This window comes from Pseudomonas sp. DW-iso17 (assembly GCF_058725345.1).
Genome location: NZ_JBZXEA010000007.1, coordinates 1 through 20,209, shown reverse-complemented (window position 1 = coordinate 20,209; position 20,209 = coordinate 1). Strand labels below are relative to the sequence as shown.

The following is a 20,209-nucleotide window of genomic DNA, read 5'->3' as shown; positions in this document are numbered from 1 at the left end:
GGTATTTCCTCAAATGAAAGTGTTGAAAAGCCAGGATATCCTGGCGCTGGGCTTTATGACCTTTGCCCTGTTCGTGGGCGCCGGCAACATCATCTTCCCGCCTATCGTTGGTTTGCAGTCCGGGCCGCATGTGTGGATGGCGGCGCTGGGCTTTCTGATCACCGCGGTCGGTTTGCCGGTGGTCACTGTGATCGCCCTGGCCAAGGTCGGTGGTGGCATGGATGCGCTGAGCAGCCCGATTGGCAAGATCGCCGGTGGCCTGCTGGCGGCAGCGGCCTACCTGGCAGTGGGCCCGCTTTTTGCGACCCCGCGCACCGCAACAGTATCGTTTGAAGTGGGCCTGGCGCCCTTGACCGGTGAGAGCCCGTTGGCACTGTTCCTCTACAGCTCGGTGTATTTCCTGGTGGTGTTTTTTGTCTCCCTGTACCCAGGTCGACTGCTGGACACCGTGGGCCGTTTCCTGGCGCCGCTGAAAATCATCGCCCTGGCTATTCTCGGCATCGCTGCGTTTGCCTTGCCCGCCGGTGAGGTGGGGGTTGCCACGCCGGAATACGTTGCCGCGCCGTTCTCCCAAGGCTTTATCAATGGTTACCTGACCATGGATACCCTGGGCGCCCTGGTGTTCGGCATCGTGATCGTCAACGCGATTCGCTCCCGTGGCGTCGAGTCACCCAAGCTGATCACCCGCTACGCGATCATTGCCGGGCTGATTGCCGGCGTGGGCCTGGCACTGGTGTACGTCAGCCTGTTTCGCCTGGGTTCGGGCAGCCATGCCGTGGCCGCGGGTGCCAGCAATGGCGCGGCGGTACTGCACGCCTATGTGCAATACACGTTCGGCTCCCTGGGCAGTGGTTTCCTCGCCGTGCTGATTTCCCTGGCATGCCTGGTGACCGCCGTGGGCCTGACCTGTGCCTGCGCCGAGTACTTCAGCAAGATCCTGCCGCTGTCCTACAAGACCCTGGTGGTGATCCTGGCATTGTTCTCGCTGTTTGTGTCCAACCTGGGCTTGACCAAACTCATTGCCTTCTCGATCCCGGTGCTGACCGCGATCTACCCGCCATGCATCGTGTTGGTGGCCTTGAGCTTCTGCAAAGGGTTCTGGCAGGAACAGGGCCGTATTGTCGGCCCGGTGATGCTGGTGTCGTTCATCTTTGGCTGCATCGACGCACTCAAGGGTGCGGGCCTGGCGGGTTGGATGCCTACGCAACTGGTAAACCTGCCGTTGAGCGAACAAGGCCTGGCGTGGCTGGTGCCGTCGGTGATGACGCTGGTCGTGGCCGTGGTGATTGACCGTATGCTGGGCAAGCGCAGCGAAGCCATCGCGTAACGCGCAGTTGAGCTCTACTGAAATGCCCCGTATCAAACGATACGGGGCATTTTTTTTGAGTCGCTGGCAGTGTCTTTTTTTTGGGAATGGCGTCAAAAATCTCAAGTTGAAAACACTGGTCGGTGTGGGAGCTGGCTTGCCTGCGATGGCGGCACATCGGTTGTGCGCGGTGGTGACTGCAAAGACGCTATCGCAGGCAAGCCAGCTCCCACATTTGGACTGTGTCGGCCCTATCATCCTGTGTACAAGGACCTGCATGTCGTTCGTTGAAGTCAATTGGATCCATTTGATCGCCGCACTCTGGTTTGTCATCTGCTGGGGCGGCTACACCCGTTACGCAACGTGGAAAGCCCGGGACACGGCGTGCCTGGCCAGTGTGTTGCACCTGTACCGTGAAGACTGGATGCGCCGCATGCTGCTGCGCGACAACCGTATCGCCGACGCCAGTGTGATCGGTAACCTGGAGCGCAATGCCTCGTTCTTTGCCTCCAGCACCTTGATCATCCTCGCCGGTATTCTCACGGTGCTGGGGGCTTCGGAACGCGCAGTGTCACTGCTGGCGGACATTCCCATGGTGCAGCAGGCATCCCAGGGCATGTCGGAGATCAAATTGCTGTGCCTGGCACTGGTGTTCGTCTATGCCTTTTTCACCTTCAGCTGGTGCATGCGCCAGTACAACTTCGCGGCGGTGCTGGTGGGCTCGGCGCCCATGATCGGTGAACGGCACGTGTCAGAGCAGGAGCGCAAGGCGTTTGCTTTGCGGGCGGCGCGAGTGATTTCGATGGCGGCCAACCAGTTCAACTTTGGCCTGCGCGCCTATTACTTCGGCATGACCATGCTGGCCTGGTTTGTCAGCCCCTGGTTGTTCATGTTGATGAGTAGCGGGGTGGTGCTGGTGCTGTACCGCCGCGAGTTCCATTCCGATGTATTGCAGGTGATGGTGTATACCCCGACCGATATGCCGGGAGCCGACGTTGTAAAAGACGGCGCACAGTAGCGCTGCAAGCAAATCGCAGACAAAGAAAAGCCCGCTTTAATCAGCGGGCTTTCTTTTGCTGCAATACTGCTTTAAACCCTGCGATTACTGCTTGGCAGGTTCTGCAGGTGCGGCAGGTGCAGCTTCTTTTGCAGCAGCTTCGTTCGATTCGGCCTGAGCTTTGGCAGCTTCAGCGTTTTCTTTCGCAGCGTCGTTCACTTTATCCTGTGCTTTAGCCATGTCTTGCTGTGCTTGCTCAGAGTGTGCAGCGGCATCTTGGGCTTTGTCTTCGGATTTCTTGTCGCAGGCAGCCAGACCGAGAGCAGCGGCCAGCATCATGGAAATAGCTAATGTCTTACGCATGGGGTGTTTCTCCTTATTGAAGATATCTACTGGCCTTTCGAACCCAAGGGGCCAGCATTAGTTCCTTATGTCCCACAGATATATAGCATGTTTCGTACAGGAACTTTACCCAGTCATTCCAATCCGCCGAATTCACACTAATAAGAGTCTAAAAACAATGACCGAAAACCCTTTGTTAGAGCGTGCCGTGCGCTTCGTTTCGGCCCTGCGCCATTGCCATGTGCTGGGCGTGACGGTGCATGAAGCCAGCGAGGAGGGCATGACCCTCGTACTGCCTTATGGGCCGCATATCGTCGGTGACCCCCTGAGCGGGGTGATCCACGGCGGCGCCCTGACCTCATTGATGGACACCGCGTGCGGCATGGCAACCCTGTGCGTACTGCCCGAGTTCGAGGTGTGCCCCACCCTGGACCTGCGTATCGACTACATGCATCCCGCCGAACCCCATAAGCCGGTGTATGGCTTCGCGCAATGCTACCGGGTGACCACCGATGTGATCTTCACCCGTGGCGTTGCCTATCAGGATGACCCGCAACAACCTATTGCCCATGTGGTGGGCACGTTTATGCGCATGGGCAAGCGCCTCAAAGGCACCCAAGGCTTGGGCACGGTCATCAAGGGAGAGCAGGCATGACGCATCGGTTCAAGACCCGTCTGGAGCAAGCCCTCGATCGTGGCGACTGTGACGCGCTGCTCGAGTTGGTGCCTTATGCCAGGTTGATCGGCATCGAATGCACCCGGCTGGGGGATGAGTTGCTGTTTCGCCTGCCGGCCAGCAAGGACAATATTGGTAACCCCATATTGCCGGCGTTGCATGGCGGGGTGATCGCCGGCTTCATGGAGTTGGCAGCCGCCCTGCACCTGATGGTGTTCACGGGCGCTCCGGGCCTGCCGAAAATCATCGACTTCTCCCTGGATTATCTGCGCGCCGGCCAGTTTCGTGACACCTATGCCAAGTGCCAGGTATGGCGCCAGGGCCGGCGCGTGGCCAACGTGGCGATTACCGCCTGGCAGAGCACACCGGCCGAACCGATTGCCACCGCCCGCGCACATTTCAAGATTGAGGAATTGGCCCGCCCTTGAAATCCTGGCCTGAGCCCCCAACTTTGATGACAACCCGCCGCCAACCCTTTCGGGCGCGGCCACTGCCATCCAATTGGAGTTTGATGACCATGAGTGTGGAAACTCAAAAGGAAACCCTGGGCTTCCAGACCGAGGTGAAGCAACTGCTGCACCTCATGATCCATTCGCTGTATTCCAACAAGGAAATTTTCCTTCGCGAATTGATCTCGAACGCCTCTGACGCTGTCGACAAATTACGTTTCGAAGCCCTGTCCAAGCCTGAGTTGCTGGAAGGCGGCGCGGAACTGAAGATCCGTGTGAGCTACGACAAAGACGCCAAGACCGTCACCCTCGAAGACAACGGTATCGGCATGAGCCGTGACGATGCGATCACCCACCTGGGGACCATCGCCAAGTCCGGCACCGCAGATTTCATGAAGAACCTGTCGGGCGACCAGAAAAAAGACTCTCACCTGATCGGCCAATTCGGCGTGGGCTTCTATTCGGCCTTCATCGTCGCCGACAAGGTTGAAGTCTTCAGCCGCCGCGCCGGCCTTGACGCCAGCGAAGGCGTGCACTGGGCTTCCAAGGGCGAGGGCGAATTTGAAATCGCCACGATCGACAAGGCTGACCGTGGCACGCGCATCGTGCTGCACCTGAAAGCCGGTGAAGATGAATTCGCCGATGGCTGGCGCCTGCGCAACATCATCAAGAAGTACTCCGACCACATCGCGTTGCCGATCGAGTTGCCCAAGGAACAGACCGTTGCCGAAGGCGAAGAAGCCCCGGCGGTGGAGTGGGAAACCGTCAACCGCGCCAGCGCCCTGTGGACCCGTCCGCGTACCGAGATCAAGGACGAGGAATACCAGGAGTTCTACAAGCACATCGGCCACGACTACGAGAACCCGCTGAGCTGGAGCCACAACAAGGTTGAAGGCAAGCTCGAATACAGCTCGCTGCTCTACGTACCGGCCCGTGCTCCGTTCGACCTGTACCAGCGTGAAGCGCCAAAAGGCCTGAAGCTGTACGTGCAGCGCGTGTTCGTAATGGACCAGGCGGAATCCTTCCTGCCGCTGTACCTGCGCTTTATCAAAGGTGTGGTCGACTCCAACGACCTGTCGCTGAACGTGTCGCGGGAAATCCTGCAGAAAGACCCGATCATCGACTCCATGAAGTCGGCGCTCACCAAGCGCGTACTCGACATGCTGGAAAAGCTGGCGAAGAACGAGCCTGAGCAATACAAGAGCTTCTGGAAAAACTTCGGCCAGGTCATGAAAGAAGGCCCGGCGGAAGATTTTGCCAACAAGGAAAAAATCGCCGGTTTGCTGCGTTTTGCCTCGACTCAGGGTGAAGACGGCGAGCAGGTTGTGTCCCTGGCTGACTACCTGGCACGTGCCAAGGAAGGTCAGGACAAGATCTACTACCTGACCGGCGAAACCTACGCCCAGGTCAAGAACAGCCCGCACCTGGAAGTCTTCCGCAAGAAAGGCATCGAAGTGCTGCTGCTGACCGACCGTATCGATGAGTGGCTGATGAGCTACCTCACCGAGTTCGACGGCAAAACCTTCGTCGACGTGGCCCGTGGTGACCTGGACCTGGGTAACCTGGACTCCGAAGAAGAGAAGAAAGAAGCCGAAGAAGTCGCCAAGTCCAAAGAGGGCCTGGTTGAGCGCATCAAGGCTTCCCTGGGCGAAGCGGTGAGTGAAGTGCGGGTTTCCCACCGCCTGACCGACTCTCCTGCGATCCTGGCCATCGGCGAGCAGGACCTGGGCATGCAGATGCGCCAGATCCTGGAAGCCAGCGGCCAGAAAGTGCCGGATTCCAAGCCCATCTTCGAATTCAACCCGTCTCACCCGCTGATCGAGAAACTCGATGGCGAGCAGAGCGAAGAGCGGTTTGGTGACCTGTCGCACATCCTCTTCGACCAGGCCGCCCTGGCAGCCGGCGACAGCTTGAAGGACCCGGCCGCGTATGTGCGCCGACTGAACAAGCTGTTGGTTGAATTGTCGGTTTAACACCGTTGTAGAAAAACCCGCTTCGGCGGGTTTTTTCGTTTGTGCGCACCTCAACTGGAGTGAATCATGAGCCAAGTCACTGTACGTTCCGTGGTCTATCAGATTGATGGCCAGTCTTATGAAAGCCGTCTGGCATTCGATGCCAGCCACAAGGGCCCGTTGCCGGGACTGCTGATGGCGCCGAACTGGATGGGCGTGAGTGCGGGGGCCGAAGAGATCGCGAAGGCCGTTGCCGGCAAAGGCTACGTGGTGCTGATTGCCGACCTCTACGGGCAAAACGTACGTCCTTCAAATGGCGATGAAGCGGGCGCGGCGATGATGCCGTTGAAGAATGATCGTCCGTTGCTGAACAAGCGCATGCAAGCCGCCTTCGAGCAACTGCAAGGCCAAGCTGAAGCCGCGGTGGACACGTCGAAACTGGCCACCTTCGGCTTCTGCTTTGGCGGTTGCTGCTCCCTGGAACTGGCCCGTACCGGCGCGCCGCTGAAGGCTGCCGTGTCGTTCCATGGCACTCTGGATACACCGAACCCCGCAGACGCGAAGAACATCAAGGGTTCAGTGCTGGTGCTGCATGGCGCCTCGGACCCGTTGGTGCCCAAAGAGCAACTGCCGGCGTTCGAAGATGAAATGAACGCGGCGGGTGTGGATTGGCAGTTGCTGAGCTACGGCGGTGCGGTGCATTCCTTCACCGACCCCCATGCCAATGTGCCAGGCAAGATGATGTACGACGCCAAGACCGCTGCGCGGGCTTTCCAGTCGATGCATAACTTGTTGGATGAAGTGTTCAAGGGCTGATTTCTCAGCGCCTGATCGGACGCCATCGCAGGCAAGCCAGCTCCTACATTCTAAAATGTGTATACCCATCAAATGTGGGAGCTGGCTTGCCTGCGATAGCTATTTCACAGGCAACTCGATTCTTTCTGACTCCCCCGGCACAGTGGGCCAATCCCCAGCCGCCCAACGCTGTCTCGCCTGCTCGATCACCGCCGGGTCGCTCGCCACAAAATTCCAGTTGATCCGTCGTGGCCCATCCAGCGGAGCCCCGCCAAATACCATCAGGTGGCAATCACTCTCGGCATACAGGGTCATCTCCTGCCCAGTCGGCAATACCACCAAGCTGTTCACCTCCAGGGCTTCACCGTCCAACTGCACCTCACCCTCCAGCACATACACCGCACGTTCCTCATGTTCATCAGGAATCAACAGGGTGGTGGCGGTTTGCATCTGTACCTCGGCATACAGCGTCGGCGACAGTACCGGCACCGGTGACCTGAGGCAAAAACCATCACCGGCGATCAAACGCACCTGCACGCCGAGGTTATCGCTTATCGGCAAGCTCGCCGCTGGGTGATGGCTGTAGTGTCCGGGCCCGGTCTCGTGGTCCTTGGGCGAGGCCAGCCACACCTGCAGGCCATGCAGGTTGAACCCCCTGGCCTTGACCGCTTCAGGTGTGCGCTCGACGTGGGCAATCGCGCTGCCGGCGGTCATCCAGCTGACATCGCCGGCTTGCACCACCTGGTCCGAGCCAAGGCTGTCCTTGTGCTGCAAGGTGCCTTCAAACAGGTAAGTAAGGGTGGACAGGCCGATGTGGGGATGCTGGCGGATATTCATGCCGTTACCCGGTGCGTAGCGGGTCGGCAGCATGTGGTCGAAAAACACAAAGGGCCCGACGCTGCGGCATTCACGCGAGGGCAGGGGCCGCAGGATAGGCTGGCCTTCTACATCTTCGGGGCGAGGGCGAATCACGGTGAGAGTGGTCATGGGCATCCCAGTCTGAGCGGGTTGGATGCTTTGAGCATAACCCGCTCGATGGGAAGGTGGGGCTATTGGCTGAAGGCACCTTCCGACAATTTCGTCTCGATAGTGACTTCGGCAGTGGTCATCAGCTTATGTACCGGGCATTTATCGGCGACGCGGTGCAGTTCATCGCGCTGGGCGTCGGTGAGTACGCCCTTGAGGGTCAGCTTGACGTTGAGCTTGTATTTACCCTTTTGCTCTTCGGCGCTGTCGTGAGTGACCTCCACGGTCACGCCGGTCAGCGGGATAGCTTTTTTCTGCGCGTAGAGCCTCACGGTCAAAGCTTTGCACGACGCCAGCGCAGCATCGAAATAATCGTGGGGGGAGGGCGCCGAATCGTCACCGCCCAGGCTCTTGGGCAGGTCGGTAAACAGCTCGTGATTATTGATATTCACGCTGTGACGAAAGTTTTCGGCGTTCAGCGTATTGACGGTAACAGGCATGGCAAACCTCATAAGGGCGCAGGATGAAGGTCATGCAGTTATAGAGCATGCTGGCACTCCAGTGTTCCGGTTTTTTCCATGCTGAACCCTGAAGGCTGGCGCAAGGTCTACCCGTATCAGCCCATATTGAGGTTTTACCGTGTCTGGAACCCGCCTGAGTCTTGCCTTGTTGCTTGCCATCAGCAGCCTTGCCGCGCAGGCCCGTGACTATGCCTACAGCGACGCGCACCTGCATTACGTGGATTTCTTTCAGGAGAGCGCCGGCATGGACAAGCTGCTCAAGGCCATGGCGGACAACCGCATTGAGCACGTCATGATTTCCGGGATTCCCGTGGCCAAGAAATGGCACGAAGACGAGCCCAAGCGTCCGCGCTATTACGCCGGTGACGACGCCGATGCTTATTGGTACAGCGCCACGGATGTGATCGTCGCGGCGGCAGTGAATAAACTTTCTCCTGCGCAACGCCAGCACTTTCACCCGTTCCTCGCCGGTTTCAATCCCAACGACAAGAACTCCGCCGCCCACATCCAGCGCATGCTCGACCTCAACCCTGGGCTGTGGCAGGGCATCGGTGAAGTGTTTACCCGCCATGATGACCTCACCGCGCTGACTTCCGGCGACACGCCGCGTGCCAATAACGAAGCCATGACGCGCATCTACCACCTGGCGGCCGAAAACGACCTGCCGGTGCTGCTGCATTCCAACATCACCTCCAAACGTGAGCGCAACCCGCTGTACCTGGCGGAAGTCGAGCAGCCGTTACGCAATCACCCGCACACGCGTTTTATCTGGGCCCATGCCGGTACCAGCAAGGAAATTCACCGTCATCAGGTGCAGATGGACTTTTTGTTGCCTACCCTGACGCGCCTGCTTGAGGCGTACCCCAACCTGTATATCGACCTGTCCTGGAGCATGCTCACGCCCTATCTGCTGGATGACGCTGGCAAGCCACGGCCGCAATGGGTTGCGCTGGTGGAGCGCTTCCCGGATCGCTTCATGCTCGGCTCCGATGTTGTGGGGCGCTTCAATAAGTTGGGCAAGGAGATGCGCCGTTTCGATCCTTTCCTCGATGCGTTGCCCGAAGACGTTGCCCACAAGGTTGCGCGCGACAACTTCCTCGCCATCCTGCCCAAGCCGCATCGCGATGGCGACGCGCGTTGATATCGCGTTTTGATCTTATGCTCATGACCTCAGGTGCCGATAACGTCCAAGAGACCCGCTGCAGGTGGATGCAGTACTTTTGGAAGGAACCCTGGCATGAATATCCGCAGTTTGAATATCGCCCCTCGCGCCGGCCTGGGCTTTGGTGTGCTGGCGTTGATGGTGTTCGTCTTGGGCGGCTTTGCGCTGTTGCAGATGGCCAATATGCGCCAGCAGTCGGACCAGGTGGAGACCAACTGGCTGCCCAGCGTGATGGCGGTGGGGGAGATGAACCAGGATGTGTTGCGCATTCGGGCGCTGACGTTGCGCTTGCTGGTCAACCGTGACCCCCAGGCAGTGGCACAGAATGAGCAGAAAATTGCCGAGATCAAAACCGGTTTGCACCACGCTGAAGGCGTGTACGAGGCGTTGATCGTCTTGCCTGAGGAGCGGGTGCTGTTTGATCGCTTCAAGGTCGAGGAGCAGCAGTACCTGCAACGCCAGGAGCAAGTGGTGGGCTTATCCAAGACCAATCGGCTGGAGGAGGCCATTGCGGTGGTCAATGGCGAAATGAATCAGATGGCCGACCAGATGGCCGTGACGCTGCGTGAGTTGGTCAATCTGAACAAGTCCAGCGCCAACGAGGCCGCCCGGCTGGCACAACACGTGTTCAGCCAGTCGCGGGTCTGGGTGATAGTCATGATTGGCGTCACGGCGTTGATCACGATTGGCCTGGCGGTGTGGCTGACGCGCAGCATCGTGCTGCCGCTGGCACAGTCGTTGAAAGTGGCCCAGGGCGTTGCCAGTGGCGACTTGACGGGCGACATCAGGCTCAGTGGCAGCGACGAGCCGGCACGCTTGCAACAGGCGCTCAAGCGCATGCAGGAGAGCTTGCGCGACACTATCCGGCGCATATCAGAATCATCGAACCAATTGGCGTCGGCTTCCGAAGAACTCAGTTGCGTCACCGAGGATGCGACCCGTGGTTTGCACCAGCAGAACCAGGAAATCGAACAGGCGGCCACGGCCGTCAATCAGATGACGGTGGCGGTGGAGGAGGTGGCGAGCAATGCCGTGGCCACGTCCCAGGCGTCTCGCGAATCCGACCGCATTGCCCAGCAAGGGCGTGAGCAGGTGCAGCAGACGGTGGTCTCGATTGAAGCCCTCGCCACCGATGTGACCGCCAATGTGACCCAGGTCGAAGCGCTGGCGCAAAAGGTCTATGGCATCAGCACAGTGCTGGATGTGATTCGCTCGATTGCCGAGCAAACCAACTTGCTGGCACTGAACGCGGCGATTGAAGCGGCGCGAGCGGGGGATGCCGGGCGCGGGTTTGCGGTGGTAGCCGATGAGGTGCGGGCCTTGGCTCATCGCACACAACAGTCGACCCAGGAAATCGAGCAGATGATCAGCGGGATTCAGCAGGGCACCGACCAGGCTGTCAGCTCGATGCAGCAGAGCAATACTCGGGCGCGCTCCACACTGGATATCGCCAAATCGGCGGGCATGGCCCTGGAAGAGATTGCCTCGGCATTCACCTTGATCAACGAACGCAACCTGGTGATCGCCAGTGCCTCGGAGCAGCAGGCGGCGGTGGCGCGGGAGGTGGATCGTAACTTGATGAATATCCGCGACCTGGCGCACCAGACATCGACCGGGGCCAATCAGACCAGTGCAGCGAGCCAGGAGTTGTCGCGGTTGGCGGTGGATCTGAATTCGATGGTGGCGCGGTTTTCGGTGTAGGGCGGGGAACCGGGTTGGCCCAATCGCAGGCAAGCCAGCTCCCACACTGGACCGCGTTTCTTCAAGGTGAGCACGGTCGAATGTGGGAGCTGGCTTGCCTGCGATGAAGGCGACGCGGTTTCAAATCAAACGCAAAAAAAAGCCCCGAACCAGTCGGGGCTTTTTCGTGTGATCAACCTGCGGGCTTACTTGCCCTGCCAGCGCTTGAGTACCAAGGTGGCATTGGTGCCACCAAAACCAAAGCTGTTGCTCATCACGGTGTCGATCTTGGCGTTTTCAACGGTCTTGGTCAGGATCGGCATATCAGCCACAACCGGATCAATCTCGTCGATGTTGGCCGAGCCGGCCATGAAGTTGCCTTCCATCATCAGCAGGCAATAGATCGCTTCGTGAACGCCAGCGGCGCCCAGGGAGTGACCCGACAGGCTCTTGGTGGAGCTGATTTTCGGAGCCTTGTCGCCAAATACCGCACGCACGCCTTCCATTTCCTTGGCATCGCCGACCGGGGTCGAGGTGCCGTGGGTGTTCAGGTAGTCGATTGGGGTGTCGACGGTGGACATTGCCATCTGCATGCAGCGGATGGCGCCTTCACCGCTTGGCGCAACCATGTCGTAGCCGTCGGACGTCGCGCCATAGCCAACGATTTCCGCGTAGATCTTCGCGCCACGGGCCAGGGCGTGTTCCAGCTCCTCGACCACCACCATGCCACCACCGCCGGCGATGACGAAACCGTCACGCTTGGCGTCGTAAGCGCGGGAGGCTTTTTCTGGGGTTTCGTTGTACTGGGTGGACAATGCACCCATGGCGTCGAACAGGAACGACTGGCTCCAATGCTCTTCTTCACCGCCGCCGGCAAATACGATGTCCTGCTTGCCCAGTTGGATCTGCTCAACGGCAGTCCCGATGCAGTGGGCGCTGGTGGCGCATGCGGAGGAGATCGAGTAGTTCACGCCCTTGATCTGGAATGGCGTAGCCAGGCAAGCGGAAACGGTGCTGCCCATGGTCCGCGTGACACGGTAAGGGCCGACGCGCTTCACGCCTTTTTCGCGCAGGATATCCAGCGCTTCCATCTGGTTGAGGGTCGATGCGCCGCCGGAGCCGGCGATCAGGCCGGTGCGTACGTTCGAAACCTGGTCTTCGCTCAAGCCGGAGTCCGCGATCGCGTCTTTCATGGCCAGGTAGGCGTAGGCGGCAGCGTGGCCGACGAAGCGATAGATCTTGCGATCGATCAGTTCTTCGAGGGGCAGGTCAATGGAGCCGGAAACCTGGCTACGCAGACCCATTTCGGCATATTCCGGGTTGAAGCGGATGCCAGGGCGACTTGCACGCAGGTTAGCGGTGACGGTCTCTTTGTCATTGCCCAGGCAAGAAACGATGCCCAGACCAGTGATAACGACGCGGCGCATGCGGATAACCCTTAAAAGTTGTCAGTGGAAGTAAATACGCCGACCCGAAGGCCTTCGGCAGTATAGATCTCGCGACCGTCGACAGTCACCGAACCGTCGGCGATGGCCAGGTTCAGCTTGCCCTTGAGGACGCGCTTGATTTGAATGTTGTAGGTGACTTTCTTGGCGCTCGGCAGTACCTGGCCAAAGAACTTCACTTCGCCCGAACCCAGGGCGCGACCGCGGCCCGGCAGGCCTTGCCAGCCCAGGTAGAAACCGACCAGCTGCCACATGGCATCAAGGCCCAGGCAGCCTGGCATCACAGGGTCGCCTTCGAAGTGGCAAGCGAAGAACCACAGGTCAGGGGTGATATCCAGCTCGGCGACCAATTCACCTTTGCCGTACTTGCCACCCTCTTCGCTGATATGGGTGATGCGATCCACCATCAGCATGTTCGGGGCGGGCAGTTGCGCGTTACCTGGGCCGAACAGCTCACCGCGACTGCAGCGCAGCAGGTCTTCCCGAGTAAAGGCGTTTTGTTTGGTCATGCGAGCTCCTCAATAATCCCATGCGGCAGGGTTGGGCAAATCTTCCCGAACCGAATGAAGCGTTCATGCCTCATAGCGGCAGCCTACACATAGACTATTGCGTTGTAGTGAAAGTCACAGCGGCAAGGCACTGAATGTACACTTGTTCACTGAAATTTTAAACCGGGCCTGTTTATCAGCCCGTTCGGGTGCCTAAGACTGCCCCACTTTCGTCTTTCACGCCAGTCGCAGTTGGCTGATGGCGCGGCGCTATTGCACCCAGCGCTGCAGGATTTGCTGCAAATCCGTGCGTTTGAACGGCTTGGCCAGGTAATCGTTCATTCCGGCTGCCAGGCAGGCTTCGCGATCGCCCTGCAAGGCGTTGGCCGTCAGGGCGATGATCGGCAGATCGGCGCAGCCAGGCAGTTGGCGAATCTGCCGCGTGGCCTCGTAGCCATCAATCAAGGGCAGGCGGCAATCCATCAGGATGGCGGTGAAAATCAAGCTCTCGGCGCTGCGGATCGCCTCGGCGCCGTCCGTGGCCAGGCTGACTTCGAAGCCCAGGCTGCGCAGCATCGCTTCGACCACGGTGCGGTTGACCGGGTTGTCCTCCACCAACAGTACGTGGCGCCCATCGCCGGCGCTGGCTTTGCCAAGCGCATCAGGAGCGGCGACCGGCACATGCTGCTGGTCAATGGCCAGCGGAATCTCCAAGGTGAACACTGAGCCTCGACCTTCTTCGCTCTGGGCGCGCAAGGTGCCGCCCATACGTTCGGCCAGGGTGCGCGCAATCGGCAGGCCCAGGCCCGTGCCACCGTAACGCCTGGAAATGGAGCTGTCGGCCTGCTGGAAGGCATCGAACATCAAATCCAGGCGTTCGGCAGAAATACCGATGCCGCTGTCGCGCACGGTGCAGGTGAACCACAGCAACTCATGGTCCAGGGTTTGCCAGTGGGGCTCGACGGTCACGCTGCCATGTTCGGTAAATTTCAATGCATTGCCGATCAGGTTCACCAGAATCTGACGGATCCGCGTCGGGTCGCCGCGCACCCGCAGGGCTTCCAGGCCCATGGGGATGGGCAACTCCAGGCTCAGCCCGCGCTGTTGGGCACTGTGCTGGAACGCTTGGGCGCAGCTGCTGATCAGGTCCGCCAGGTTGAACGGAATATGCTCCAGCTCCAGTGCGGCGCGTTCAATGCGTGAGAAATCGAGGATGTCATTGATCACCTTGAGCAAGTGCTCGGTAGACTCCGAAGCCAGCGCCGCATACTCGGTCTGCTCCTCGGTCATCTCGGTGGTTTCCAGCAGTTGCAGCATGCCCAGCACGCCATTCATGGGCGTGCGCAGTTCATGGCTCATCATCGCCAGGAAATCCGACTTGGCGTTGTTCGCCCGCTCGGCTTCTTCACGGGTCTGGATCAACTGGGCCATGGCTTGTTGCTGTTCGCGACTGGCCTGGTGAAGGCCCTCGGCCAGGTTGTTGATATGCCGCGAGAGGTCGCCCAGTTCCGAGTCATCGACGATGGGCAGTGGCGTCTTGTAATCGCCTTGCTGGATGGCCTTGACCGCATGCCCCATGGCGCTGATCGGCTTTGACAGGCTCGCCGACAAGCGCCGCGCCAGCAGGAAGGTAAACAGCAGGGCGAACAAGGCCAGGATCCCGGCCTTGAACAGGATCTCCTGCTGGCGCTGGCTGAACGCATCATTGGACATGCCCACGATCACCCGCCCCAGGTAGTCCGCGCGGGGGGCCTTGGGTTCGTTGAGGTTGTCCTGGAAAAAGTCATTGTTGAGCTGGATGTGTTGCAGGCGGATCGGTGCCTGGAACACCTTCACCGACAGCGAGCGATCATGTCGCTCGGACGGCTGCTCCACGTACACCAGGATGTTCTCGGCGCTGTCCTGGATCTCCAGGAAGCGTACATGGGGCGTGGCCAGGGTTGCACGCAGCAGGGATTCAAGCACGTCGTTGTTGCCGGAAATCACGCCGTACTCAGTGGCGGGCGCCAGCTGGTTGGCGATCAATTGACCGGTGTGGTCCAGTTCCTGGCGCAAATCCTGGATGCGCACAAAGGTGAAGAAGGTGATGAGCAGCAGGGTCAACAGCAGCGCGGGGCCCAGGGTAATGAGCTGGGTGCGGGTGTTGATATCCCAACGACGACGCAAGGTCATGGACGTTGTTCTCCTTCGGCCAAGCGGGCGGCAACGGCGACTTCATCGACCTGTTCGATGCCCAGTGAGCGTGCGACTTGCGGGTTGCCCACGACTTTGAAGTGTTCAGGGTAGAGCGTGTGCGGCCAATTGGCCGGCGGCTGGTCCAGCAGATGGTCCAGCACGGCGAGCCAGTCGGCCTGATCGCTGTAGGTGCTGGCCAGGCTGCCGGCCCGCACAAAGCCGGCATTGGGCCCCACCAACGGCAGTTGTCGGGCGTAACTGCTCAGCAACAGGTTTTTTACGGTTTTGGGGTTGTACAGGTTCGGATCGTCCAGGCCCAGTAGCACGTCGCTGTTCTTGAACAGGTTTTGCAACGGGCGGCTGTCACTGGTGTTGTCCCAGAGCTGGGGCACGATTTCCAGGCCGATGGGCTTGGCGGCCTGCATCAGTTCGCGCAGCAGGAACTCACTGCCGGCATCGTAAAGCACGCCAACGCGCTGGGCCTGGGGCAGGATATGGACGATCAGGCGCAACTGACGCTCCAGCGGTGGGTCGCTCCAGAGCAGGCTGATTTTCGCCGGGTGCGTGTTGCCCAGGCGTTGCCGGGCCTGGAGGCGGCTGATGCGCAACACCAGAGCGGGCGGCCCCTGGGCATCCTGCAGGCGCCAGTCGAGGCCGGGCAGGTCGAGGAGGATCAAACGGGTGCTGGCGGGCAAGTCCCTGGGCGCCGGCAACTCGTTGAGGGGGGTAAAGCTGACCTGGTCGTTGGGGCGCTGTTGGGCAAGGGCCTGAGTAAAGGCGCGCACACCGGCACCGTCCTCGGCGGCCGTGAGCAGGATGCTGGCACTCCAGGCCGGCGCTGCCAGCAGCAGGCACGCCAGCAGCAGGCCGCGGCGCCACAATCGTGAAACCAGGAGGCGTGTCATCCGTGACTGATCGGCCATGTCAGAAGTCCAGCTCGGCGCTGAAGTAGAGAACGTGGCGATGGTCGTAGTTGTTGTCCGCCCAGGTGGTGGGTTGGTTATCCAGGCGTTGTTGCAACATGCCCGCCAGCTCCACGTTGGTTTTGCCTACGGCAATGCGCTTGGCCACCCGCAGGTCGACCCGCTGGAAGCGATATTGGTTGAGTGCGTCGTCGCCATAGTAGAACAAGGCGCTGGACCACCCCTGGCCCCATTCACGCAGCCAACCGGCCGAGCCGCTGTTACGCGCGGTTTGCGCTTTGTCCAGCGGGTTGCTGGAGGTGGCGTCTACATAAGCATAGGTCAGGCGCAGGCGGTCGGCGCTACTCACGCGCCAGTCGAACTGTGACTCGGCACCGGTGAAGCGCGAGCTGTTGGCGTTACTGGCGATGTACTGGTTGTTGCGCAGCGGCGAGCTGATCATGTCGGTGATTTCGTCATAGAACAGCTTCACGTCGACATTCAGCCCCAGCTCGGCAAAGAAGCCGTTGTAGCCCAGCTCGCGTGAGCGCATCAACTCTTTGTCGAGGTTGCCGGGGCCGCGCGTCACGACAAAATATTGCCCGGCGTTTTGCCCGTAGGTCGGGGAGCTGAGATTGGTGACACGGTAGCTCCAGTTGACGTTGTTCTCGAACATGTCCGGCGAGCGGATCGCCTCGGAGTAAACCGCGCGCAAGCCGTGGCGGGGGTTGATCAGGTAATTGACCGCCACACGGGGCGTCAGCGAGTTACCGCTCAGGTGCGTGTCTTCGTACATGGCGCCACCTTGCAGCAGCCAGTGTTCGCTGGCGCGCCATTCCAGATGCCCGAACAGACGCCAGGTGGTGTCGTCCAGGGTGCCATTGAAGTAGGTCTCGGAGTCGGCGCGGTCGTAGCGGTAATTCATGCCGCTGACCAGGCGCAGGCTGTCGGAAAGGCTGAGCGTGTCCTGAATCTCCACGTCGTAGCGGCTTTCACGGGCGCTCTGGTCGATATCGCCGCACACGCTCTGGTTGGCGCCGTTGCGCCACTGGCCCAGCACCTGATTGGCCAAGGCCTGTTCGGCGGCGCTGCCGGGTGGTGCGGAGCCTTGGCTGTAGGTGTCCATGTGCCGCGCCAGCTGTTCGGCATAGTTGGGGTTGAGCTGCCATAGCTGGGTCAGCTCCGGGCTGAACGAGACCTTGGCGTCACAGGCTTTCCAGATTTGCTTGCGGTCCCATTGCTGTGCCGAACCTTGGATATACAGGCTGTGGTCGGGGTTGAAGTCGAAGTTCCAGCGCAGGGAGCCCGCATAGTCTTTGGCGGTGGCGTCGGAATTGCTACCGCCTTCGGTAATCCCGGCAAACACCGGGGTGTAGGTATAAGGGCGCTGGTTCGTGCCTTCCTTGACGTTCAGTTGCCAATCGAGGCTTTGTTGCCCATTCAAGGTCTGGCTCACCGCCAGGCTGAAACGGTTGAGACGGCGCCCGTCACGGCGGTCGGCGCCGGCTGCGTCGCTGTCAAAACCATCGTCCTGTTGCCCGGACAGGGACAAGCGCAAATCGCCGGTCTCCCAGCCCACACCCTGGCTGGCATAGAAGTCATTGATGCCACGTTCGCCACGGACCACCTTTATCCGTGAACCCTGGCTGTTGGCCGGCGAGCGGGTGAGGATATTCACCACCGCCATCAGTGCATTGGCGCCGTAGCTGACGGTGTTGGGGCCGCGAAAGACCTCGATGCGCTCGATATCCTCCATGGCCACCGGGATATCGCTCCAGTCCACCGTGGCCAGGCCAGCGCGGTAGACCGAGCGCCCGTCGATCAACACCTGCATGCGCCGGGCATCACTGGCGCTGGTGCCGTGGTAGTTCACCGAGGCCTGGTTGCCGCTGGTGTAGCCGACCATCATCCCGGGAACCAGCCGCAGCAGTTCCGAGATGTCCCGGGCACCACTGGCCTTGATCAGCTCGCTGTCGATCACCGTCATGCTGCCGGGCACGGCGGCGGCCGATTGCTTGAGGCGCGTGGCGGTCAAGACCTGGGGCAGCGGCTGGCTGTCGAGGAACAGGTCGTCGGCCTGTGCGCAGGTAGCGCACACCAGCATCAATAACAGTGATGAGCGAGGAGGAGGGCCTAGATACACGGCACGGCCTTGTTAATTGCGGATAGCCGACCATGTTAACCGAGGCGCGGCTATTTGCCAGTCGTCGGACTTGCATTTACTTCGCACACCCGTGGCATTTTCTGACAAAACCGCGAATTGATAGGGGGGCTGGCCGCAAGCCGGGCGCCCCGTATAATGCCGCCATCGCCACTGGTATGGATTAACGGATTGCATATGACTGAACAGCGCCCTATTGCGGTCCTGGGAGGCGGAAGTTTTGGTACCGCCGTGGCTAACCTGCTGGCCGAGAACGGCCACGCGGTGCGTCAGTGGATGCGCGACCCCGAGCAGGCCGAAGCCATTCGCGTGCATCGCGAAAACCCCCGTTACCTTAAAGGTATCAAGATTCATCCTGCCGTCGAACCGGTGACCGACCTGCTGGACACCCTCACGGCTTGCGACCTGTGCTTCGTCGCGCTGCCTTCCAGCGCCTTGCGTTCGGTATTGGCGCCCCACGCCGAACGCCTGGCTGGCAAGTTGTTGGTCAGCCTGACCAAGGGCATCGAAGCCCACACCTTCAAGTTGATGAGTGAAATCCTCACCGAGATCGCCCCTCAGGCGCGCATTGGCGTGCTGTCCGGGCCAAACCTTGCGCGGGAAGTCGCCGAGCACGCGTTGACAGCCACCGTGGTCGCCAGTGAAGACGAGGCCTTGTGCGAGCGCGTCCAGGCGGTGCTGCATGGCCGTACTTTCCGGGTCTACGCCAGCGCCGATCGCTTCGGCGTCGAATTGGGCGGCGCCTTGAAAAACGTCTACGCGATCATCGCCGGCATGGCCGTGGCCCTGGGCATGGGCGAAAACACCAAGAGCATGCTGATCACCCGTGCCCTGGCCGAGATGACGCGTTTTGCGGTGAACCAGGGCGCCAACCCCATGACCTTCCTCGGCCTGGCGGGCGTGGGTGACTTGATCGTCACCTGCTCATCGCCTAAAAGCCGCAACTATCAGGTTGGATTTGCCCTGGGCCAAGGGCTGAGCCTGGAGGAGGCGGTGACGCGCCTGGGTGAAGTGGCCGAAGGGGTCAACACCCTCAAGGTTTTGAAGGCCAAGGCCCAGGAAGTGGGCGTGTACATGCCGCTGGTCGCCGGGCTGCACGCGATCCTGTTCGAAGGGCGCACCTTGAACCAAGTCATCGAGTTACTGATGCGGGCCGAGCCCAAGACCGATGTCGACTTCATTTCCACCAGTGGTTTTAACTGAGGAGCGCGTCATGAACGATCCCAAAGCTGCCCCCCCATACGAGTCGATTGTCTTGCGCATCCTGTGGATGCTGGTGTTTGCGCTGGTGTGGCAGGTGGCGCAATTCCTGCTCGGCGCGTTGGTGGTGGTGCAATTGATTTACCGGCTGGTCTACGGAGCGCCGAACCTGGGCCTGATGAACTTTGGCGACAGCCTCAGCCAGTTCCTGGCGCAGATTGGCCGCTTCGGCAGCTTCCACACCGAGCAAAAGCCCTGGCCGTTCGCCGATTGGCCAACCCCACGTGCGCCCGAAGGCGAAGCGGCCCACAGCGTACCGCCGGCACCGCACCCGGTGCGTGATGAAGAGCCGAAGCTATGAAGGTATGGATTCTGCGTCACGGTGAAGCTGAAGGGCACGCACCCACGGACGCCGAGCGCAACCTTACCGAGCATGGGCGTGCCGAAGTCTTGCGCAGTGCTGCGCACCTGATTGGCCAGCCCTTGGGCGCCATCATTGCCAGCCCTTATGTAAGGGCGCAACAGACGGCGCAGTTGGTGCGCGATGTGCTGGGGTTTCAGCCCGAAATCCGTACTGTGCCGTGGCTGACGCCCGATGGGGATGTTCAGCGAGTGCTGGAGAAACTCGACAGCGATGACGACGTGCTGTTGGTCAGCCACCAACCGCTGGTGGGCAGCCTGATCAGTTTTTTGCAGCATGGGCATCAGCGTCAGCCACAGCCGATGTACACGGCCAGCCTGGCGGAGCTTGAGGGTGATTTTCCATTGGCGGGGTTGATGAGTCTGGTGGGTGTGAAGAATCCCTAGGCATCGTGCGACGCTGTGGCGAGGGCGCTTGCTCCCGCGACGGCCTGCTGCCGACGCCTATCTCGCTGACACCCCGCGATCCAACTGTGGGAGCTGGCTTGCCTGCGATGACGGCTTGACAGCCGACGCCTATCTACATGACACCCCGCAATCCAAATGTGGGAGCTGGCTTGCCTGCGATGACG

Annotated in this window: 19 protein-coding genes and 1 pseudogene; 12 read left to right on the top strand and 8 right to left on the bottom strand. The window is 60.3% G+C overall.

What is annotated here, in order from left to right; translation table 11 throughout:
* Positions 1 to 13: 13 nt before the first annotated feature.
* The gene (brnQ, locus tag AC4PS6_RS05810) at positions 14 to 1,327 is read left to right on the top strand and encodes a branched-chain amino acid transport system II carrier protein (RefSeq protein ID WP_003190014.1); all 1,314 of its coding nucleotides are present in this window, start codon (positions 14 to 16) and stop codon (positions 1,325 to 1,327) included.
* A gap of 256 nt (positions 1,328 to 1,583) precedes the next feature.
* Positions 1,584 to 2,324, top strand: coding sequence for a DUF599 domain-containing protein (locus tag AC4PS6_RS05805; protein WP_019816707.1), 741 nt, complete (start codon positions 1,584 to 1,586; stop codon positions 2,322 to 2,324).
* An 84-nt stretch (positions 2,325 to 2,408) separates the two neighbouring features.
* Here AC4PS6_RS05805 and AC4PS6_RS05800 read toward each other — a convergent pair whose 3' ends face one another.
* Positions 2,409 to 2,666 (bottom strand): hypothetical protein, encoded by a 258-nt coding sequence (locus tag AC4PS6_RS05800; protein WP_003190018.1) that lies wholly within the window; start codon positions 2,664 to 2,666, stop codon positions 2,409 to 2,411.
* Between the two features lie 157 nt (positions 2,667 to 2,823).
* Here AC4PS6_RS05800 and AC4PS6_RS05795 point away from each other — a divergent pair, with 157 nt between their 5' ends.
* The 4 genes from AC4PS6_RS05795 (at position 2,824) to AC4PS6_RS05780 (ending at position 6,538) form a co-directional block, all read left to right on the top strand.
* Complete coding sequence (locus AC4PS6_RS05795; protein WP_020301697.1) at positions 2,824 to 3,300, top strand: PaaI family thioesterase; 477 nt, start codon at positions 2,824 to 2,826, stop codon at positions 3,298 to 3,300.
* Positions 3,297 to 3,749, top strand: coding sequence for a PaaI family thioesterase (locus tag AC4PS6_RS05790; RefSeq protein WP_014717737.1), 453 nt, complete (start codon positions 3,297 to 3,299; stop codon positions 3,747 to 3,749). Before AC4PS6_RS05795 ends, AC4PS6_RS05790 begins: the two co-directional genes overlap by 4 nt.
* Before the next feature lie 89 nt (positions 3,750 to 3,838).
* Positions 3,839 to 5,743 carry a molecular chaperone HtpG gene (gene htpG, locus AC4PS6_RS05785; protein ID WP_014717738.1) on the top strand — a complete coding sequence of 635 codons (1,905 nt, stop codon included), beginning with the start codon at positions 3,839 to 3,841 and terminating at the stop codon, positions 5,741 to 5,743.
* A 66-nt stretch (positions 5,744 to 5,809) separates the two neighbouring features.
* Positions 5,810 to 6,538, top strand: a complete 729-nt coding sequence (locus AC4PS6_RS05780; RefSeq protein ID WP_034127198.1) for a dienelactone hydrolase family protein — start codon at positions 5,810 to 5,812, stop codon at positions 6,536 to 6,538.
* 99 nt (positions 6,539 to 6,637) lie between these two features.
* Here the strand turns inward: AC4PS6_RS05780 and AC4PS6_RS05775 are convergent, their stop codons facing one another.
* A complete protein-coding gene (locus AC4PS6_RS05775) occupies positions 6,638 to 7,504 on the bottom strand; it encodes a pirin family protein (RefSeq protein WP_054920074.1) in 867 nt (288 codons plus the stop codon).
* A gap of 62 nt (positions 7,505 to 7,566) precedes the next feature.
* Entirely contained in the window at positions 7,567 to 7,983 is a 417-nt protein-coding gene (locus AC4PS6_RS05770; protein WP_014717741.1) for an OsmC family protein, read from the bottom strand.
* A gap of 139 nt (positions 7,984 to 8,122) precedes the next feature.
* Between AC4PS6_RS05770 and AC4PS6_RS05765 the strand changes: the two genes are divergently transcribed.
* The 3 genes and pseudogenes from AC4PS6_RS05765 to AC4PS6_RS05755 all read left to right on the top strand — a co-directional run bounded on the left by AC4PS6_RS05765 (position 8,123) and on the right by AC4PS6_RS05755 (position 10,867).
* The gene (locus tag AC4PS6_RS05765) at positions 8,123 to 9,145 is read left to right on the top strand and encodes an amidohydrolase family protein (RefSeq protein ID WP_336827077.1); all 1,023 of its coding nucleotides are present in this window, start codon (positions 8,123 to 8,125) and stop codon (positions 9,143 to 9,145) included.
* A gap of 96 nt (positions 9,146 to 9,241) precedes the next feature.
* Positions 9,242 to 10,012: pseudogene (locus AC4PS6_RS05760) on the top strand (MCP four helix bundle domain-containing protein); the annotation flags it as partial.
* Positions 10,004 to 10,867, top strand: a complete 864-nt coding sequence (locus AC4PS6_RS05755) for a methyl-accepting chemotaxis protein (protein ID WP_404942496.1) — start codon at positions 10,004 to 10,006, stop codon at positions 10,865 to 10,867. The pseudogene AC4PS6_RS05760 and the gene AC4PS6_RS05755, both read left to right, overlap by 9 nt.
* Before the next feature lie 185 nt (positions 10,868 to 11,052).
* Here the strand turns inward: AC4PS6_RS05755 and fabB are convergent, their stop codons facing one another.
* The 5 genes from fabB to AC4PS6_RS05730 form a co-directional block, all read right to left on the bottom strand.
* Positions 11,053 to 12,273 (bottom strand): beta-ketoacyl-ACP synthase I, encoded by a 1,221-nt coding sequence (gene fabB / locus AC4PS6_RS05750; protein ID WP_003190033.1) that lies wholly within the window; start codon positions 12,271 to 12,273, stop codon positions 11,053 to 11,055.
* A gap of 11 nt (positions 12,274 to 12,284) precedes the next feature.
* Entirely contained in the window at positions 12,285 to 12,800 is a 516-nt protein-coding gene (gene fabA / locus AC4PS6_RS05745; protein ID WP_003190035.1) for a 3-hydroxyacyl-[acyl-carrier-protein] dehydratase FabA, read from the bottom strand.
* A gap of 249 nt (positions 12,801 to 13,049) precedes the next feature.
* On the bottom strand, positions 13,050 to 14,951 hold the full coding sequence (locus AC4PS6_RS05740) for an ATP-binding protein (protein WP_014717744.1): 1,902 nt from the start codon (positions 14,949 to 14,951) through the stop codon (positions 13,050 to 13,052).
* Positions 14,948 to 15,877, bottom strand: a complete 930-nt coding sequence (locus AC4PS6_RS05735; protein ID WP_020301703.1) for an ABC transporter substrate-binding protein — start codon at positions 15,875 to 15,877, stop codon at positions 14,948 to 14,950. The genes AC4PS6_RS05740 and AC4PS6_RS05735 overlap by 4 nt, the downstream gene beginning before the upstream one ends.
* A gap of 1 nt (position 15,878) precedes the next feature.
* On the bottom strand, positions 15,879 to 17,999 hold the full coding sequence (locus AC4PS6_RS05730) for a TonB-dependent receptor plug domain-containing protein (RefSeq protein WP_317147082.1): 2,121 nt from the start codon (positions 17,997 to 17,999) through the stop codon (positions 15,879 to 15,881).
* A gap of 195 nt (positions 18,000 to 18,194) precedes the next feature.
* On the opposite strand from AC4PS6_RS05730, the gene AC4PS6_RS05725 reads away from it, so the two are divergent.
* Genes AC4PS6_RS05725 through sixA form a run of 3 tightly spaced genes read left to right on the top strand, consistent with a single transcriptional unit; the run spans position 18,195 to position 20,024 of the window.
* The gene (locus AC4PS6_RS05725) at positions 18,195 to 19,220 is read left to right on the top strand and encodes an NAD(P)H-dependent glycerol-3-phosphate dehydrogenase (RefSeq protein ID WP_014717747.1); all 1,026 of its coding nucleotides are present in this window, start codon (positions 18,195 to 18,197) and stop codon (positions 19,218 to 19,220) included.
* A gap of 10 nt (positions 19,221 to 19,230) precedes the next feature.
* Positions 19,231 to 19,578, top strand: coding sequence for a DUF4389 domain-containing protein (locus AC4PS6_RS05720; RefSeq protein WP_014717748.1), 348 nt, complete (start codon positions 19,231 to 19,233; stop codon positions 19,576 to 19,578).
* Positions 19,575 to 20,024 carry a phosphohistidine phosphatase SixA gene (sixA, locus tag AC4PS6_RS05715; RefSeq protein ID WP_014717749.1) on the top strand — a complete coding sequence of 150 codons (450 nt, stop codon included), beginning with the start codon at positions 19,575 to 19,577 and terminating at the stop codon, positions 20,022 to 20,024. The genes AC4PS6_RS05720 and sixA overlap by 4 nt, the downstream gene beginning before the upstream one ends.
* Positions 20,025 to 20,209: the final 185 nt, after the last annotated feature.

Excerpts from the sequence above, each read along its gene's own strand:
- AC4PS6_RS05740 (WP_014717744.1), bottom strand. The coding sequence starts at position 14,951 with ATGACCTTGCGTCGTCGTTGGGATATCAACACCCGCACCCAGCTCATT.
- AC4PS6_RS05770 (WP_014717741.1), bottom strand. The coding sequence starts at position 7,983 with ATGCCTGTTACCGTCAATACGCTGAACGCCGAAAACTTTCGTCACAGC.
- AC4PS6_RS05795 (WP_020301697.1), top strand. The coding sequence starts at position 2,824 with ATGACCGAAAACCCTTTGTTAGAGCGTGCCGTGCGCTTCGTTTCGGCC.
- fabB (WP_003190033.1), bottom strand. The coding sequence starts at position 12,273 with ATGCGCCGCGTCGTTATCACTGGTCTGGGCATCGTTTCTTGCCTGGGC.
- AC4PS6_RS05755 (WP_404942496.1), top strand. The coding sequence starts at position 10,004 with ATGCAGGAGAGCTTGCGCGACACTATCCGGCGCATATCAGAATCATCG.
- AC4PS6_RS05775 (WP_054920074.1), bottom strand. The coding sequence starts at position 7,504 with ATGACCACTCTCACCGTGATTCGCCCTCGCCCCGAAGATGTAGAAGGC.
- fabA (WP_003190035.1), bottom strand. The coding sequence starts at position 12,800 with ATGACCAAACAAAACGCCTTTACTCGGGAAGACCTGCTGCGCTGCAGT.
- AC4PS6_RS05800 (WP_003190018.1), bottom strand. The coding sequence starts at position 2,666 with ATGCGTAAGACATTAGCTATTTCCATGATGCTGGCCGCTGCTCTCGGT.
- sixA (WP_014717749.1), top strand. The coding sequence starts at position 19,575 with ATGAAGGTATGGATTCTGCGTCACGGTGAAGCTGAAGGGCACGCACCC.
- AC4PS6_RS05780 (WP_034127198.1), top strand. The coding sequence starts at position 5,810 with ATGAGCCAAGTCACTGTACGTTCCGTGGTCTATCAGATTGATGGCCAG.
- AC4PS6_RS05790 (WP_014717737.1), top strand. The coding sequence starts at position 3,297 with ATGACGCATCGGTTCAAGACCCGTCTGGAGCAAGCCCTCGATCGTGGC.
- AC4PS6_RS05725 (WP_014717747.1), top strand. The coding sequence starts at position 18,195 with ATGACTGAACAGCGCCCTATTGCGGTCCTGGGAGGCGGAAGTTTTGGT.
- AC4PS6_RS05735 (WP_020301703.1), bottom strand. The coding sequence starts at position 15,877 with ATGGCCGATCAGTCACGGATGACACGCCTCCTGGTTTCACGATTGTGG.
- brnQ (WP_003190014.1), top strand. The coding sequence starts at position 14 with ATGAAAGTGTTGAAAAGCCAGGATATCCTGGCGCTGGGCTTTATGACC.
- htpG (WP_014717738.1), top strand. The coding sequence starts at position 3,839 with ATGAGTGTGGAAACTCAAAAGGAAACCCTGGGCTTCCAGACCGAGGTG.
- AC4PS6_RS05720 (WP_014717748.1), top strand. The coding sequence starts at position 19,231 with ATGAACGATCCCAAAGCTGCCCCCCCATACGAGTCGATTGTCTTGCGC.
- AC4PS6_RS05805 (WP_019816707.1), top strand. The coding sequence starts at position 1,584 with ATGTCGTTCGTTGAAGTCAATTGGATCCATTTGATCGCCGCACTCTGG.